The sequence below is a fragment of the Streptomyces cavernae genome, from assembly GCF_004023625.1.
GTDB classification, from domain to species: Bacteria; Actinomycetota; Actinomycetes; order Streptomycetales; family Streptomycetaceae; genus Streptomyces; species Streptomyces cavernae.
The window spans coordinates 1-16,026 of sequence record NZ_RPDJ01000084.1; the positions used below are offsets into that span (position 1 = coordinate 1).

General features: G+C 67.8%; 17 protein-coding genes and 1 pseudogene. 8 read left to right on the forward strand and 10 right to left on the reverse strand.

Going from position 1 to position 16,026, the window contains the following annotated elements:
- The first annotated feature begins 573 nt into the window (after window positions 1-573).
- The 3 genes and pseudogenes from EF387_RS45165 to EF387_RS45175 all read left to right on the forward strand — a co-directional run.
- Complete coding sequence (locus EF387_RS45165) at window positions 574-1,023, forward strand: PTS sugar transporter subunit IIA (protein ID WP_128382391.1); 450 nt, start codon at window positions 574-576, stop codon at window positions 1,021-1,023.
- 87 nt (window positions 1,024-1,110) lie between these two features.
- Complete coding sequence (gene ptsP, locus EF387_RS45170; protein WP_128382392.1) at window positions 1,111-2,781, forward strand: phosphoenolpyruvate--protein phosphotransferase; 1,671 nt, start codon at window positions 1,111-1,113, stop codon at window positions 2,779-2,781.
- A gap of 161 nt (window positions 2,782-2,942) precedes the next feature.
- A pseudogene (locus tag EF387_RS45175) lies at window positions 2,943-3,085 on the forward strand (ectoine hydroxylase); the annotation flags it as partial.
- A 215-nt stretch (window positions 3,086-3,300) separates the two neighbouring features.
- Here EF387_RS45175 and EF387_RS45180 read toward each other — a convergent pair.
- From EF387_RS45180 to EF387_RS45220, 9 genes are all read right to left on the reverse strand, one after another.
- Entirely contained in the window at window positions 3,301-4,680 is a 1,380-nt protein-coding gene (locus EF387_RS45180) for a tyrosine-type recombinase/integrase (RefSeq protein ID WP_128382393.1), read from the reverse strand.
- Window positions 4,680-4,880 carry a helix-turn-helix transcriptional regulator gene (locus tag EF387_RS45185; RefSeq protein ID WP_128382394.1) on the reverse strand — a complete coding sequence of 67 codons (201 nt, stop codon included), beginning with the start codon at window positions 4,878-4,880 and terminating at the stop codon, window positions 4,680-4,682. The genes EF387_RS45180 and EF387_RS45185 overlap by 1 nt, the downstream gene beginning before the upstream one ends.
- Before the next feature lie 118 nt (window positions 4,881-4,998).
- Window positions 4,999-6,018, reverse strand: coding sequence for an AAA family ATPase (locus tag EF387_RS45190; protein WP_238432075.1), 1,020 nt, complete (start codon window positions 6,016-6,018; stop codon window positions 4,999-5,001).
- Entirely contained in the window at window positions 6,015-6,896 is an 882-nt protein-coding gene (locus EF387_RS45195) for a bifunctional DNA primase/polymerase (protein WP_128382395.1), read from the reverse strand. The genes EF387_RS45190 and EF387_RS45195 overlap by 4 nt, the downstream gene beginning before the upstream one ends.
- Window positions 6,897-7,379: 483 nt before the next feature.
- Complete coding sequence (locus EF387_RS45200) at window positions 7,380-7,937, reverse strand: C40 family peptidase (protein WP_128382396.1); 558 nt, start codon at window positions 7,935-7,937, stop codon at window positions 7,380-7,382.
- Between the two features lie 26 nt (window positions 7,938-7,963).
- Complete coding sequence (locus EF387_RS45205; RefSeq protein ID WP_128382397.1) at window positions 7,964-8,668, reverse strand: hypothetical protein; 705 nt, start codon at window positions 8,666-8,668, stop codon at window positions 7,964-7,966.
- A 461-nt stretch (window positions 8,669-9,129) separates the two neighbouring features.
- On the reverse strand, window positions 9,130-9,375 hold the full coding sequence (locus EF387_RS45210; protein ID WP_128382398.1) for a hypothetical protein: 246 nt from the start codon (window positions 9,373-9,375) through the stop codon (window positions 9,130-9,132).
- Window positions 9,372-10,382, reverse strand: a complete 1,011-nt coding sequence (locus tag EF387_RS45215) for an AAA family ATPase (protein ID WP_128382399.1) — start codon at window positions 10,380-10,382, stop codon at window positions 9,372-9,374. Before EF387_RS45215 ends, EF387_RS45210 begins: the two co-directional genes overlap by 4 nt.
- Window positions 10,383-10,465: 83 nt before the next feature.
- On the reverse strand, window positions 10,466-10,906 hold the full coding sequence (locus tag EF387_RS45220; protein ID WP_128382400.1) for a hypothetical protein: 441 nt from the start codon (window positions 10,904-10,906) through the stop codon (window positions 10,466-10,468).
- 298 nt (window positions 10,907-11,204) lie between these two features.
- Here EF387_RS45220 and EF387_RS45225 point away from each other — a divergent pair, with 298 nt between their 5' ends.
- From EF387_RS45225 to ku, 5 genes are all read left to right on the forward strand, one after another.
- Window positions 11,205-11,873, forward strand: a complete 669-nt coding sequence (locus EF387_RS45225; protein WP_128382401.1) for a hypothetical protein — start codon at window positions 11,205-11,207, stop codon at window positions 11,871-11,873.
- A gap of 35 nt (window positions 11,874-11,908) precedes the next feature.
- Window positions 11,909-12,889: an AraC-like ligand-binding domain-containing protein gene (locus EF387_RS45230; protein WP_128382402.1), complete on the forward strand. Its 981-nt coding sequence runs from the start codon at window positions 11,909-11,911 to the stop codon at window positions 12,887-12,889.
- Window positions 12,890-13,191: 302 nt separating this feature from the next.
- The gene (locus tag EF387_RS45235) at window positions 13,192-13,620 is read left to right on the forward strand and encodes a hypothetical protein (RefSeq protein WP_128382403.1); all 429 of its coding nucleotides are present in this window, start codon (window positions 13,192-13,194) and stop codon (window positions 13,618-13,620) included.
- Window positions 13,621-13,891: 271 nt separating this feature from the next.
- A complete protein-coding gene (locus EF387_RS46985; protein WP_155589845.1) occupies window positions 13,892-14,038 on the forward strand; it encodes a hypothetical protein in 147 nt (48 codons plus the stop codon).
- A 547-nt stretch (window positions 14,039-14,585) separates the two neighbouring features.
- Window positions 14,586-15,443 (forward strand): non-homologous end joining protein Ku, encoded by an 858-nt coding sequence (ku, locus tag EF387_RS45240; RefSeq protein WP_128382404.1) that lies wholly within the window; start codon window positions 14,586-14,588, stop codon window positions 15,441-15,443.
- Here the strand turns inward: ku and EF387_RS45245 are convergent.
- Complete coding sequence (locus tag EF387_RS45245; RefSeq protein ID WP_128382406.1) at window positions 15,440-15,853, reverse strand: DUF6233 domain-containing protein; 414 nt, start codon at window positions 15,851-15,853, stop codon at window positions 15,440-15,442. The two genes, ku and EF387_RS45245, sit on opposite strands and share 4 nt — an antisense overlap.
- Between the last annotated feature and the right edge of the window lie 173 nt (window positions 15,854-16,026).

A 16,026-nucleotide genomic window follows, 5' to 3' on the forward strand; every position in this document is an offset into this window, starting at 1 on the left:
TCTCCGTGAATGCTTTCCGGGTCATCCCGGTCACACATCACGAGAGCGGAACCGCCGGGCGGAATAAGCCCGGCCGTTCACAGCGTCCTCGCTGTGTATTTCTTCAAAGGAACCTCGACCATCAATCTCATCAATCGATGGACGGGGTATCAACATATCTGGCGTTGACTTTTGGCACGCTGTTGAGTTCTCAAGGAACGGACGCTTCCTTTGGAACCATTTCACTGGTTCCTCCGGGCGCTTCCCTTCGGTGTTTCCAAACTCTATCAGTGTTTTTCCGGCTCTCTGACCACCGTCCTGCAGGCATGCAGAAAGGGACCCGAGTTAGGATCTGACAAGTTGGTTGCTGCCCTGGCCGTTGCGCATGACGCGCCGCCGCTCCCCGAGCAGGAGTACGACTGTACACGGGACCGCGGAGCAGCCGCAAATCCTCCGGTGGTGCGCGGCCCACCCGCGCCCTCAAGTGGACTAGACCTCTCATCGGGATGTGGGCTACACATGACCTACGCTCTGCACAGTGCGCCGTCCAGGTCAGGCAGCGACGGCCATGAATCCCGCCCCGGGAGGCTTCCCATGACCAGCGTGACGTCCCCTCTCGCAGGACGCGCCATCGGACTCGCAGCTGTACCCGACCCGGTCTTCTCCGGTGCGATGGTCGGCCCGGGCACGGCGATCGACCCCGCTCGCGAGCCGTCGGAAGTCGTCTCTCCGGTGGACGGCGTTGTCATCTCGCTCCACCCTCACGCCTTCGTCGTGGTCGACGAGCACGGCCACGGTGTACTGACGCATCTCGGCATCGACACCGTGCAGTTGAACGGTGCGGGCTTCGAACTGCTCGTCAGCAAGGGCGACACCGTGGTGCGCGGCCAGTCCATGGTGCGTTGGAACCCCGCCGCCGTCGAGGCCGCGGGCAAGTCCCCGATCTGCCCCGTAGTGGCGCTCGAGGCCACGGCCGACTCCCTGTCCGACGTCCGCGAGGACGGCGAAGTGAAGGCCGGCGACGAGCTTTTCGGCTGGCAGTGACGTCAGCCGCGTCCGGGACGCGACCGGACGCACATCGCACAACCACCGCGGCGGCGGGACCCGCCGCACTGATCGGAGACGAGTGACATGGAGACAACGCTGCGAGGCGTCGGTGTGAGCCACGGTGTGGCGATCGGCGAGGTTCGGCACATGGGAACGGCGGTGCTGGAGCCGCCGGCCAAGCAGATTCCGGCGGAGGAGGCGGAGCGTGAGCAAGGGCGCGCCCGCCAGGCCGTTGAGGCCGTGGCCGCCGACCTGATCGCGCGCGGCAACCTGGCCGGGGGCGAGGCCCAGGCGGTGCTCGAGGCGCAGGCCATGATGGCCCAGGACCCGGAGCTGATGGCCGATGTGGAGCGCCGTGTCGCGGTCGGCAGCACGGCGGAGCGTGCGGTCTACGACGCGTTCGCCGCTTACCGCGCTCTGCTGGCGGGTGCCGGTGAGTACCTCGCCGGGCGGGTGGCCGACCTCGACGACGTGCGGAATCGTATCGTCGCCCGGCTGCTGGGCGTTCCGATGCCGGGAGTCCCGGACAGCGACGAGCCGTACGTACTGATCGCCCGGGACCTCGCGCCGGCGGACACCGCGCTGCTCGATCCCTCACTCGTGCTCGGGTTCGTCACCGAGGAGGGCGGGCCGACCAGCCACAGCGCGATCCTGGCGCGGGCCCTCGGTGTGCCGGCCGTGGTGGCGCTGCCCGGGGCGGGTGAGCTGGCCGAGGGCACGCTGATCGCCGTGGACGGCAGCACCGGTGAGATCTTCGTGAACCCGAGTGTGGAGAAGCAGGAGCGGATGGCGGCCGCGGCTGCCGAGCGGAAGGCGGCGCTCGCCGCTGCCACGGGCCCGGGTGCCACCTCCGACGGGCACAAGGTGCCGCTGCTCGCCAACGTCGGCGGTCCGGCGGACGTACCGGCCGCGGTGGAGGCCGGGGCCGAGGGTGTCGGTCTGTTCCGCACGGAGTTCCTGTTCCTGGACGACAGCAAGCGGGCGCCGTCCGAGGAGAAGCAGGTCGAGGCGTACCGGCAGGTGCTCGAGGCGTTCCCCGAGGGCCGTGTGGTCGTGCGGGTGCTCGACGCCGGTGCCGACAAGCCCCTGGACTTCCTGACGCCCGCCGACGAGCCGAACCCGGCGCTGGGCGTGCGTGGTCTGCGTACGCTCCTCGACCACCCCGAAGTGCTGCGGACACAGTTGCAGGCGCTGGCGAAGGCGGCTGAGGGCCTGCCGGTGTACCTGGATGTCATGGCGCCGATGGTCGCGGACCGCACGGACGCCAAGGCGTTCGCCGACGCCTGTCGGGAGGTCGGGTTGCGGGCGAAGTTCGGGGCGATGGTGGAGATCCCGTCCGCCGCGCTGCGGGCGCGCTCGATCCTGCAGGAGGTCGAGTTCCTGTCGCTGGGGACCAATGACCTCGCGCAGTACACGTTCGCGGCCGACCGGCAGGTGGGCGCGGTCTCCCGGCTGCAGGACCCCTGGCAGCCCGCGCTGCTCGACCTGGTCGCGCTGTCCGCGGAGGCGGCGAAGGCCGAGGGCAAGAGCTGCGGGGTGTGCGGTGAGGCCGCGTCCGACCCGCTTCTGGCGTGTGTGCTGACCGGTCTGGGGGTCACCTCCCTGTCGATGGGTGCGGCGTCGATTCCCTATGTCCGGGCCGCGCTGGCGAAGTACACGCTGGCGCAGTGCGAGCGTGCCGCGGCTGCCGCTCGCGCGGCGGACACGGCCGAGGAAGCGCGCAACGCGGCCCAGGCGGTGCTGTCCGGCGAGTGACCGCTGATTTCGAGGGGCGCGCCATCCGCGGGTGGCGCGCCCCTCGCGCGTTCAGCCGGGACCTGGCTCCGTCAGGGGTGTGCGGGTGCGGTCAGTGCATGTGCCCGCTCGATTCGCCGGCGTCGCCGAGATCCGGTGGCGCGCAGTAGTCCACACCCGATTCCGGCGAGACGATGACCCCCTTCCTGCGCAGCAATGCCTTCATCGTGTTCAACAGTGCGGAGAGCACCGCCGTGGAGCTGTTTGCGGCGCCGGTGGCCGGCCGTCGTTCATCGGGGCACTGGACTTCACCCCGGTGCGGTAATACCACTTCCCGGCTGACCATGCAGAACACAGTCGCGTGCGGCGTTCGTAATGTGCCGGAGGACCCCGCGTCCTCCGGCACGCGGCCCGGCATTTATGGCGCCGTAAAGCCTCGGACCCGCCTCCGCCCGAAGGCGTGCGGGTCCGACTGCTGACGGCTGTCACCGGCGCGCTGCGGCGGTCCACGGGCAATACGCGGGCAAGTTCTCCGGAGGCTCAGGCGGAGCCCGAGAGGCGATGTGTCTCTTCCAACCGCTTCTTGTAGTGGTCGAACTGGCCCTGGATACAGTGCGCGTACGTGCGCAGGAGCACGGGCACGCTGTTTCCTGCCCACTCCGCGACCTGGGCCGGGGGGATGCCACTGTTCAGCCACGTCGTCAGGCAGGTGTGCCGCAGGTCGTACACCCGCTTACCGAGAGCCGAGTGGTAGTCGTCATCGGTCAGCACGGCCTTGCGGGCCTTGTCCCACATCCGCCGAATCACCACGCTGTGCAGCTTCGCGCCCTTTAGGCCACGCAAGAGCAGGTCACCAGGGTGCAAGTCGCGTCGCTTGATCTCCGCCCGAAGGATGCGCGTGAGCGCCGGGTGACAGGGAACGGGACGGCTATCCCCTTCGGCCCGGCCCTTCAAGTGCCGCTCGTCAAAGGACTTCCCGGAGTCGGTCCACTGACTCCCAACATCCGATGTCGCCTCGTACAGCACCAGTTCACCCCACTGGTCCTCGGCATCCTCATCGGGCAGGGTCACGTCTCTCACCCGTAGAGCGGTGGCCTCTTCCGGACGCGTTCCTGCGTAGTACATGGTCGCGAAGAACGCGTGGAGGATCTCCCCTATTCTGGGCTGGTCACGGACCCAGACAAGCAATTCTGCCGCCTGCTTGGGATTTATCAGGGAGCGCTTGTCCACGGTGCTCGACGTCTTAACCCTGTCCCTCTTACCCTTCGGCATTGGGTCAGATATCAGGACCCCGCGCTTGATGGCGTAGTCAAATATCCCACTCAGCGCATTACGATTGCGCCTAATTGAACTCGCAGCATTCTGTTTGCCGTCGAGCCGGGAGTTGACCTGGGCGAGCACGTCTTCGACCTTCGCCGGGTCCTCCCACACCGCCATGCTGAGCGTGTTGCGCTTGATGAATCCGAGGATGGCTTGCGTCTCCGAGGTGGCACTTTCGCGCTTGTTCTTGTTGAACGCGTATTCACGGAGCGCCCTCCGCACGGCGACAGGCTCATAGTCCGAGGGCTGGCGTCTCAGTAGAGCGATGGTCGCCTTCGTGAAGGTCTTCGCCATGCTCCTGCGGCTGTGCGCGGCGGTGTTGGCCCATACGCTGTCCACGTACTGCACTGCAAAGTCGTACCAGTTGATGCCGGAAGCCTTGGAGCCCTGGGACACGGGCAGACCTGTGGTCGTGCTGAACGCTTCCCCCTTGCGGGAAGCGGTAACAAGGTTGGAACGGAAGGAGTCGGCCTGCCCCGACGACGTAAAAGTGTCCTGGAATTCTTCGCCTTTCACTATCCAGCGCACGACATACGAAGTCTTCCGAGCGCCCTTGCGAACACGAATATTCCATATACGGACGTCGTGGGAGGTTTCCATTAGTCGCGGTCCTCACGGTCGTCGAGCCAGTTTTCGAGATCGCTGCGGCGTATGCGAAGGTCACCGTTCGGGAGCTTGATGCAGCGAGGGGCACGGCGCTTTTGTCGCCAGTCGTAGAAGGTTGAGCGGGAGATCTGAAGTTCTTCGCACAGCTCAGCGATAGTGAGAATCGTGCGCTGCCGAGTAGCCGTGGTGGTCACTTTTCGGTCCTCTCGCCGAGCCAGGGGCGCCGGGACAGTGGACGGGGCCCGTCCTGGCCGTTGGCGCAGGTCAGGGACGGTTCATGGACACAGGGACAGGCAGGACACCCCACAGGCGTCACTCCCCTGTCCTTCGGTCTGGGGCGAAATAGGCCCCGCCCGGGCCGCGGCGGAGTTGGTGGTCGTCGGCCATGCGTGCGCATGTCTTGCGGGCCAGTGCAATGTCGATGCCGGTGGCCTCGGACAGTTGCTTGGGTCGGACGCCCGGGTGGGTGCGGACGTAGCGCAGGATGACGGCGCGGGTGTCGCCTATGAGGTGGTCTTCGGCCGGGCCGTCGAGGAGTTGCCAGGCGCCGGAGTCCTTCTGGAAGGACAGGGCATACTCGGCTTCCTCGACGTCCCGGCCGGTGATGAGGAGGACGCCGTCGGCCTGGCCGCGGCCCCGCTTGAGCACCAGCGTGGCGTCGGCCGCGCCGGCGATGCCGTTGGTGCCGGACACTTCCGTGAGCCAGTCGTCCGAACTCGCCTTGCGCAGATGGTGCACGAGGACAACGCAGACGCTGTAGTGGTCGGCGAGTTGTTTGGCGTGCCCCACGGCCGCGTAGTCCGCGTCGTAGGCGGAGGCCCCGATGGGTGCGGCGCCACGCACCTTGGCGAACACGTCGATGACAACGAGGCGGGCCTGCGGATTCCGGTCTAGCCACTTGGCGATCATTTCCGCGCCGCCTTGCGGGAGGGGCGGGCACTCGGTGGTCAAGGTCAGCGCCGATGGGGCGGGCTGACCGCCGAGGAGTTTGCCCATCCGGATTTGCAGGCGGCGCGCGGTGTCCTCGAGCGCGAGGTACAGAACCGGGCCACCCTCTACGGGCAGACTGCCGAATGCCTCACCACCGGCAGCGACGGCCAGCCCCAGTCCTAGAGCCATCCACGACTTGCCGACCTTCGGCGGCCCGGCGAGCAAGTTCACCCCCTCGGAAAGGATGCCGAGTACGGCCCACTTCGGCTCGGGGAACTCCGCGGCCATGAGCTGGTCGGCCGTCCACACGCCGTTGAGCCCTGCGTAGGGAAGCGGTGCCTTGGAGCTCCTGCGGCGGCTGGGGAAGAGGGGTGGCACGGCGGTGAGATGGGTGTTGCTCACGCCGTCACCGACCGGGGGCGCTTGGCGCCGGCGCGAAGGCCGGAGGCGATAGTGTTGCGCGCTTCACGCCCCCCTTGGCCCACCTGCGCAGCAGCCGCCGCAAGCCACGTCGTTACATCGCCCGCTGACAGCGCTCCCCCGGCGACGAGTTGCCCCAGAGCCACGGAGGCCCGGTAGAGAACGATGTTGCGCTCGCCTGGCTGGGAGTCGGTTACCTTGGCCAGCTCTGCGTTGATGGCGCTACGGAGGTAGGCGGCCCGGCGGCCACCACCCAGCTGCACGGTGACGGGCGTTGCCGGGGGCAACGGAGTCGGGCGCAGAAGGTCAGCGATCCAGCGGGGCAGCGGCGCCGGTGGCTGGTCACGCAACACCCTGTATGGCCCTCCGCCCACGATGCTGCCCGCTGCGACGACGTATCCGCCGCCCGCGCGAGTGTCCACCTTCCATCCCAGCTTCCCTGCGCTATTACGCAGCTCGACTCCCTCCGGGGCGGTGAAGTACAGGTGCGTGCCGCCGCTCCCGGTGCGGACCGTGTAGGTGTCGGACGGGTACGGCCGACCGTGGCGTTCGCATAGGGCGGCAAGGGTCTCGGTGCCATCGGTGATGCTGGCCTCGTTCCACGGCGGGGGCGGGATGTCGCCTGCGTCCTTCGGGGTGTCCAGGTCGAGGACGACCAGCCGGGCCGGGCCGGTGGCGATAGCAATGTTGTATGGGCCGCATGACCAGCATCGGGCGATGCGGTCGGCGTCTGTCGTCGCGCGCTTCTCCCAGGCGCGGACAGCAGGCTGCTTGGCGGCGGGCGCTAGGGGGAAGACGTGCCAGCCGCGTGCTGCGAGATTTTGCGCTGCTTGCAGCGCTGAGGCCTGAGGGGGGACCATCCTGGTGTCACTCCTGTTCTTCTTCGTGGAGGCATGAGAAAGCCGGGGCGGCGGCCTGCTTTGGTCGGTTGACCGCCGTCCCGGCGGAGAACTTGCTGCTGACGGCCTGAAAGGTGCCGCCGAGGGCGAGGCGGGTTACTGGTCGCCTCAGGGGGACGTGTGGATCCGCAGGACGTGATCGTCCGCGGGGCTGAGCAGTTCATCCAGCGCTACGGCCTAGACCAACGGTCGGCGCGTACGCCGTCCGCAGCGTCGATCGCGGGGTCAGTGCCTCTCGCCATACCGAGCAGGCCGTTTACGAAGTCGCTCAGTGTCGCGCCGGGGATCGACAGAACGTCTCGCGGAGCACGCCCGGGGTCTTCGGTCGGCAGTGTTCATCAGGGCCAGCGCGAGCTCGTCCCCAGCCTCGTCGGGGGGCATCGGCATGGGTTCCTCCATTGCTGCGCGGGACGGGTAGGGTCGGGCGTGCGGTCGGCGCTTGCCTCATGCGGTGAGGGTCAGCACGTCGTCTGCAGGCGGACGGAGCAGATCCCACAGGTCCATCGGTGTGACGTAGCCCGGCCAGCGTCCGTCGTTGAAGAGGTGCACGCCGGCATCCAGGTACGTCCTGTCGGCGAGTTGCGAGCAGATCATGCGGTCCGTGGCGTTGATGTACTCGCGCAGGCCCGGCGCGGGCAGGTTCAGCCGGTGCGCCGTCAGGGCCGCATAGTCGAGGAAGCTGTATGGGGTCCCCTCGTACTTCCCAGCCTCCGCGCAGATCATCCGCCGCTGGGCGCCCGTCAGCCCGACCGGGGACACGTACACCGTGGACGGCCCGTCGTAGCGCTGCAGGGGCGCGATGCGGGCGCCGCCCGGCCATGCCTCGAGGACCGTGCCCGCCCACCCGTCCGGCGTCCTGGAGGCCGTGAGGACGACCGCGGCGTGCTGGTACACGCCGAAGCCGTCTCCGTTCAGCCACTGCCCGAACGCGATCAGCTTGCCGACTGGGCCAGCGATGGTGGTCAGCAGGATGTCGCCGGGTCTGGGCTCGTTCCGTATCACTCCAACAGGTCCTTTCCAAAGGGGGGTTAGCTGGTCGTGGGCAGGTCCGCAGCGAGGATCCCGACGGCCAGCCCGATATCAGTCCAGTGCTCGTAGCCGAGCTCGTCCCGGCATGTCCGGCAGGTAATGAGCCGGGTGCGCGGGTCGTACACCAGCTCCCCACCGCACAAACGCACGCCGTCCGGCTTCACGGGGCACCGCACAGGCAGCACCCTGACTCGCTGTGGCGGCTCGCCCGTGACGACGGCCCGCATTTTCACCACCAGCCGGTACAGGTCCTGGCTCAGGTCCTCGATCCCGTCGTACGAGAAACAGGCCCACCGCAGCCGCTCGTTCAGGAAGGCGAGCACCCCGTTCAGGGTCTGCGTCTGGTTGCCGCGCCACGGGGTGAGCGGCAACCGCGGATAGGTGCGCCGCAGTTCGCGCCGCCAGGCGTCCTCATGGACGATCAGCGTGCCGACCACGCCACCAGCGATTAGGTCCAGGACCTGGGGGTTGCCCGGCAAAGGCGCGCCGACCCGCGATGCGGTCACCCGCGGCCCGTCGGCAGCCCAGCCCGTGCCCTTTTCCAGCCGCCCGGGCAACTGCCGCCACAGCGTGGCAACTTCGGCCAGGCCGTCGGCGATGTTGCGCTCGCAGCGCTCGCACACGAGCCGGCCAAGCTCGTCGTACAGGCCGCGCGGGCAGCACAGGCACACCCGCATCATCGGCTCGTCGTGTAGGTCACTCACAGTCGCCTCCTCGGCGGGCGGTAGGGGATCGATTGGTCAGGTGGTATCAGCCGGCCCCTGACCGGCCGGGCGCTTGGGGAAGGGCCCACGGCGTCGGCCAGCTCGTACACCGAGAGACGGGCCCCGGCCGCCGCGGCGGCGGCTCGACGTCGACGGGTGGCGCGGGCGGCAGAAGCGGCCTCAACGCACTCGGGCCCACGACAGTTGCGTTCGACGTAGCACGTCTCAGTGCCATGCTCCTGCCGCTGTCGTCGGCCCTCTTCGCGCGCCTTGCGGATGCGCGCGCCCATCTCCTCGTCTCGCTTGGCGAGGTTGTACAGGCTCTGCCGGGTCACGCCCATCTGCGTCGCTACGGCGCCCATGACCAGGCCAGCCCGCAGCAGCTCAAGCATCTGCGGGTACTGGCCCGGCTGGATCTTGGGGGCTGGCCTCTGCCCCGGCTCACGACCTTGCGGGGACGATCACGCGCCCCCCTCGGTCATCCGATACCAGGCGACCAAGCGCGCCATTTCGGCTTCCTCGAAGGCGAGAACTTCGGCCGCGTCCTTGGCGGCCTGCCGCTGCTCCTCCTCGGTCATGCACCGCCGGTACGCCTCGCGCCGTTCGGCCTCACGGGCACGGGCCCGCGCCATACGGCGCAGGCCCGCTCGAACCCACCAGGCCGCCGCGCACGCACCGAACAGCGCGAGCAAGGCGAGTCTGGTCATGCTGCGGCGCCTCCCTCCTGCTGCTGGTCGACGCCCGCCGCGAACGCCGCCCGCCCGGTCCCGGACTGTTGCATCTGGGCCCGGACCTCGCGGCCGCGGTTCTGGATGAGCGTTTCCAGGCTCATCGGCCTGTAGTTGGCATCGCTGGTGGGCCGGTGCTGGATGCCCGCCACGCGGACCTCCTTCATCAGCTCGCCCAGCTCCTCGAACGTGACGGTCTCGGAAAGTGCCCGCTCCCGGTACGCCTCCGTAGCGACGGGATCGGCGCCGTCCTCCAGCCACTGGCGGATCGTGTAGCCGAAGTCCAGGCCGGGTTTGTGCACGACCATCTCGTGCAGGTCGGGGCAGCGGGTCTTGGTCACCGTCAGCGTGGCGTCCTGCATGTCGGCGACGACGTCGAACTCGTACTCCAGGTTCTCGCGCTGGTCGTACTTCATCCCGTACTTCTTCGGGGCCTGCTTGCCCTCGGCGTTGCGCTCCATCACCCACTCGGTCTTCGAGCGGACGGTGACGATGAGATGCCCGGGGAAGGACAGGAGGGCGTCCATCATGTCGTGCTGGATCGGAGTGGCGTCTTTCCAGCCGCTGAACTGGCCCCGGCTGAACTGGTCGACCAGGGCCAGCATGCCGCCCTTGCCGGACCAGTACCGCGACCAGGAGTCCACGCAGAGCACTCCGTACCCGTAGCGGGTGGCGTCCGCGACCGTCTTGATCAGGTCCCTCGGGTCGAAGTGGCGCTTCTCCAGGGAGTGGAAGTCGAAATCCTTCGCGTACTTGGACGCCGAGCCGTACTCAGTGTCCACCACGGCGATCCGCTCGCCAGGGCGGACCAGTGCGGAGGCGATCTTCAGCATCGTCATCGTCTTGCCCGAGCCACCGATCCCGCCGAGCGCGATACGGGCCTTGGCCTTCTCCTTCGTGGCGGGATGGAAGGGGTCGCCGGGCTGGTTTTGGGTGTGCTGATTCTGACCACCGGCCTGTGTGCCGGCGGCCTGGGGGGCTGCCATGGGGAGTTGTTCTCCTTGCGAGATATGGGGCCGAGGGCGCGGGCTGTTGTCGGCTCCAGCCGCTGCACCCCGGGGCAGGGTTTCTACCTGCGGGCGGGCTTGCCGTACTTGTGCTCCAGCCACGCGTTGGCGACCTGCGATGCCGAGGGCGTCCAGCCGAGTTCGTCGGCGTGCGCGGCGGCGTAAGCCTCAACCTCGGCCGTGCGTTGGGAGGACGCCCGGGAACTGGCCCGGGTCTTGTCGCCGCCGCGTGGGAGCGGCTTGGGCGTGAACTTGCCCGCGAGGAACGCGGTGAAGCCGGCCTCTACGGCGTCGATGGTTGAGCCTGCGGCTTGCGCCCGCTCCCACGTCTCCCGCTGCACGTACAGCGGGAGCGTGGGGTTGTCCGGGCTCGCCTTGCTCGCGGTGAGCTTGGCCCGGGCGTCGCGTACGGCTGCGGCCAACTCGGGCTCGCCGAGGGCCTCCAGCCGTTCGGCTGCGGCGGCGAGCAGGTCAGGCAGGGTCGTCTTACGCGGACGGGCCAACGTGTCTCTCCGGGGCGGCGGGCGTCCGGCCCGAGGACGCGCCGAGGGCGGACGCGAGCGGTTCGTGTCCACGCCAGGGTCTCTCCTTACTCAATGCGGACGCAACCAGCAGCCTGGCCACGTCGGTGGCTACAACAGGGCCAACCGTACCCGTTTTTCAATGCGGCCGCAATGAGATGCGGTGTTTCCCGAGCATGAAAAAGGAGCGCTCCCGGTTCTCGGGACGCGCTCCGTACGAGGCCATCTTAGAACGACCTTTCGGCACAACGTCAACACACGCACCACGAGAGGCACACAAATGCCCCCGAAAATCGACCTGTTCCACACCGAACCCGACGCCGAGGAACCCGACCTCACCGCCGACGAATGCCACTGCAAGCCCGCCGACGACCAGTACCTCCTCACGATCGAAGAGGGCACGGCCGTCATCGTGCACGCCGCCTGCGGCAAGCAGCACCCCAGCAGTTGGGGGGACTGGCACGACCTCACGGTCATGGACAACCCCATCCCGGTCACCGTCGAATGGGTGGCCGAATGCAACCGCTCCGCCTGGCACGGCATGACCCCCTGCGACTGCGGCGCCATCGTCCAGGTCACCGCCACCAGCGTCCCCGAGGACGTTCGCGCCGCCGCACTGGAACTGTCCCGCAAGCACGCCAGCGACCGCGCCGCCGCGGCCATCACACCCACCCCGGTCCGCGTCGAAGCCGATGTTCGTCATGAACAGCTCCATGGGCACCCAGAACGCCATGTTCTGCAAGAAAGCCACCGCGTACAGGGACTGCGAGCCGCCTTCGCGGCGTGCGGCACGCCGGGCCGTCCAGCAGGCGGTCGGCCACAGTCACCGGAGCTTCGTGGAGGGGCGGCTGGTCCATGGCTTCCTCACCCAGTGAGCGGGGAGCCCCGTCGCCGGACGGATGAACGAGTGCGGTCACGGTGGCGGGGTGTGTTCGGCTTGTTCGGGTGATGCTGACCCGACCCCGTCGCGACAACACTGGTCTCATGGATGTGATCAGCACTGCCGAGGTCGCGGCGGGAGAGCGGTTCGCCTTCTGGCGCGAGGTGAGCACGAAGCTCTGGGTGCCTTACGACTTACACTGCGACCCGCAGTTGGAGAACGGGTTCCGGGCTCAGGTCGGCATCAGCGATTTCGGCGCGATGCAGGCGACGCTGTTGACCACGATGCCGCACTCGGTCCATCGCTCGCCCAAGCTCATTCGCCAGGCCGATCCCGAAGTGCTCAAGGTGGGCTGCATCGTGCACGGTGGTGCCACGGTGACGCAAAACGGCCAGAGCGCAGATCTGGGGGTCGGCGATCTGACGCTGTTCGACACCTCTCGTCCCTTCCTGGGTGGGCATGCTCCGCATATTCCTACGAGCCAGCTGCTGCTTCTGCGCTTCCCGCGCGCGCTGGTGCCGTTGCCCCTTCGGGAGCTGCGGCGGCTGAGCGCCGTTCGCATCCCCGGCACGCAGGGCATCGGTGCTCTCTCGTCACAGTTCCTGCTGCAGCTCGCCCGGCACATGCACGAGCTCAGCCCGGCCGACACCGCCCGGCTGTCCACCCTCACCCTCGACGTGCTCACCACGGCGCTCGCCGACGCGCTGGAGACCCCGAGCACGGTGCCACCCCACACCAGGCGGCGTGCGCTGATGGCCCAGATCCGCGCCTTCATCCGGGACAACCTGGGAGACCCGAACCTGGCCCCGGACTCGATTGCGGCAGCCCACCACATCTCGCTGCGCTACCTGCACAAACTGTTCCAGCAGGAAGGCCACACTGTGGCCAGCTGGATCCGTGAGCGCCGCCTGGAGCAATGCAGGCGCGACCTCGCCGACCCTCGGCTGGCCACCCGTCCGATCCATGCGATCGCGGCCCGGTGGGCGTTTGCCAGCCCCGCGCATTTCAGCCAGGCCTTCCGCAACGCCTACGGTCTCTCTCCGCGCCAGTACCGCCAGCAGGGCGCAACAGTGCACGACAACTAAACAACTGTGCACTCACGCATAACGACAGGACTCGATCCGGCGTGCACTCTATGGCAATTGGGGCGCTCGAAAGCGGGCATGTATCGGCTCGCCACCCCAGGAATCGGGAGGTTGGATGCCTGCGCGACGGGCAATGCCGGATCACTCCGGCGAGTTGCACGGTGGCCCCCGTGCGGGCAAGGAGCGGAAGCCCCATCGGCACACGCCCCCGGCGCACTCCCCAACCGTGACCGACTACACCATGACAAGGGACGCCATCAGCCAGGTATGGCTGCATTGGTTGCGACTGCAGAGGAGACCAAATGCGATTGAGAAGAATCAGAAAACGGGCGGCTGCAATGGTCGTGACGATGATCGCCGTATTGGCGGTAATCGCCGCGCTCCCCCTCACCGCCACTCCCGCATCCGCGGCCCCCCCGCCGTGGAGCTACATCCACAACTCGGTCAACAGCGCCGTCGGCATCGGCGTGGTATACGAAATGGATGACGGTGGCGCCGTCTACGACGAGATCTTGCCTCGAGACAGGCGAACGGACAGGCATCTTGGGTGGGCCCAAGCCGAGGGTTACTACATCGGAAACTTGTACTGCGCCAACAGCTATTACCAGCAAAACGGCGTGGAGTACCGTTATCATTATCGCCAGCAGGGTCTGCTTTCAACGCCTCGGGTACCATTCACAATGGACACGGACGGGGTGGCGAGGTGGCGGGTCTTTACCTACCGGTGCTGATTCGCTGAGCCCGGATCCACCGGCTGATGTTTCCGAGATCCGATTTCTCGCCGAGGGCTGATGGTGGTGTGGGGCACGGTGTCGACGCAGGTCAGGGCGCAGGCGAGGCAGCGCGCTACCACATCTGGAGGGCTCGTCATCTCCTGCCGGGCCTACTTCGGATTCGGCCCGGAGGGGGACCTCAGACATGGGCCGGATGCGGGACATCATACCGCCGTCTCGCCTGCGCACGCCGACCTGATCCTGGTCGCGCGGGAGAGCGGAACGACGGATGAATCTGCACGAGCTGGTTGCGGAAGCCATCGCCGACGCCTATTTCCGCAAGGAAGCCGGCGGACGTGCGGGCGTGCACGTGGAATTCAAGGACGTGGAACGGCTCGATATCCATTCAGCCGCACGGAATTCATGGCTGCTATAAACTTGTCTACGGCTGCCGCGCCCACCGCTTGGCAGCCGGATTTCCCGTCACCGTTTCCACGACTATTGGGACGCTCGTGTGAGCACCCCCCCCCGCACCCCAATCCCACCTGACCGCGAGGACCTGTCCAACGAAGAGCGCGGCCCGGCCGAAGTCGCGGAGTGGAGGCGCAGCGTGCAGCTGCTTGCCGACTCCGGTCGTCGCCGTGCGGGTGGAGTCGACCTGAGTGCGCCACCTGCTACGGGAGACTCACCGCCGACAACCAGGCACACGTCGACGGCCGGCCCCCGCTGGGTGAGCCACGGCACGAGGACGACGACCCCGGCTGCAACCCCGATGTGAGTGAGCCTGTCAAGTCACGGTGTCCGGCGCCCTGTCACGCTCACCGAACGTGATCGGACCTGCTGTCACGCACCCCCAAAGCTCCTGTCACGGCCGCTGGTGAGGAATCAGAGGGCGCTGTGACGGTTGCTGCCGCTCACCGGCATGCGGGTGCGAGTCCTGGGCCATAGCCTTGTGGTGCTCGGGGCTGTCTTGGAGGCCCGCCATGCCCCACGCCATCTGGAGCGGCGCGATCAGCTTTGGGCTGGTCACGATCCCTGTCCGCGTGATCAGCGCCACCGAGAGCCACAACATCAGTTTCCACCAGTACCACCTTGAGGACATGGCCCGGATCCGATACCGGAAGATCTGCGACATCGACGGCCAGGTCCTCACAGAGGACGAGATCGGCAAGGGCTACGAGCTGTCGAAAGACCAGATCATCGCGGTGTCCGACGACGAGCTCGCCGACCTGCCGCTGCCGACGGCGAAAGCGATCGACGTGGTGGCGTTCGTGCCCTACGAGTCGATCGACCCGATCCGGATCGGTGACGGCTACTACCTGTCCCCGGACGGCCCCGTCGCAGGCAAACCGTATGCCCTGCTCAGGCAGGCGTTGGAGCGCACCAGCAAGGCGGCGATCGCCAAGTTTGCGTGGCACGGCCGCGAACGGCTCGGCCTGCTGCGGATCCGCGACGACGCGATCGTCCTGCACGCGATGCGGTGGGACGACGAAATCCGCGACCCCTCCGCCCTCGGCATCGAGGACGTCGAACTGTCCGAAGAAGAGATCGAAGAAGCGTTGCTGCTGCTTGAGAGCATGGGCCGTGACGACCTCGAGGACGACGAGTTCACCGACCACTACACGGACGCGCTCGCCGAGGTCATCAAGGCCAAGCAGGAGGGCCGGGAGCCCCCGCAGATGCCGGAGGCGGAGGCCGCTCCGACCGGGGTGGTGGACCTGATGGCAGCGCTGGAGCAGTCGGTGGCGCAAGCGAAGGCGTCCCGCGGCGATGGGGCCAAGAAGCCCGCGGCAAAAAAGCCCGCGAAGAAGACGGCCGGCCGGAAGGCGAAGAGCGCCTAGTCGGCGAGCCCGAGCGCGGTGTCGGGCCGGCAGAACTGGCACGCCTCCATCACCTTCGGCTGGGCCCGATCGGCGAGCGCAAGCCGGGCTTCTTCCTCGCTGATCGGGGCGGTGTCCCGTTGCGGCATCGCGCACTTGGCCAGGTGGATTTGCGCGGGCTGCGGCGCGGTCGGGTGCCGTTTCGGCTCAAGGAGGTAGCCGTCCACGTTCCCGGGGGTGCTGTTCTCCGTCGGCGGGCTGGCGGCCTGTCGGGGCGGGGACTGCTTCCTGCCGGCCGCAGCGAGGGCCTGTCGGACGGCGTCGCGCTGGAGCCGCAGGTAGGTGGCGACGGTCCTGTTGGCGGCGAGCTCCGCGTCGAGGTGAGCCAGGAGCGCTCGGAGGCGGTGCGGATCAGGCGGCAGCTCGGACATGCGTTCGATTTTATGCAGGTGTCGCCCACGCGTCACCACTGCGGCGTCGCTGGTGAAGTCGGCCCGGGGCGCGGTTCCGGTCTTTCGACCGGCCCGTTTCCCCGGAGCCGCTTCCCGAACCGGGCATGCGACTTGGCACCGCACCCGGCTCTCCACAAGCCCCGAGGGGACCC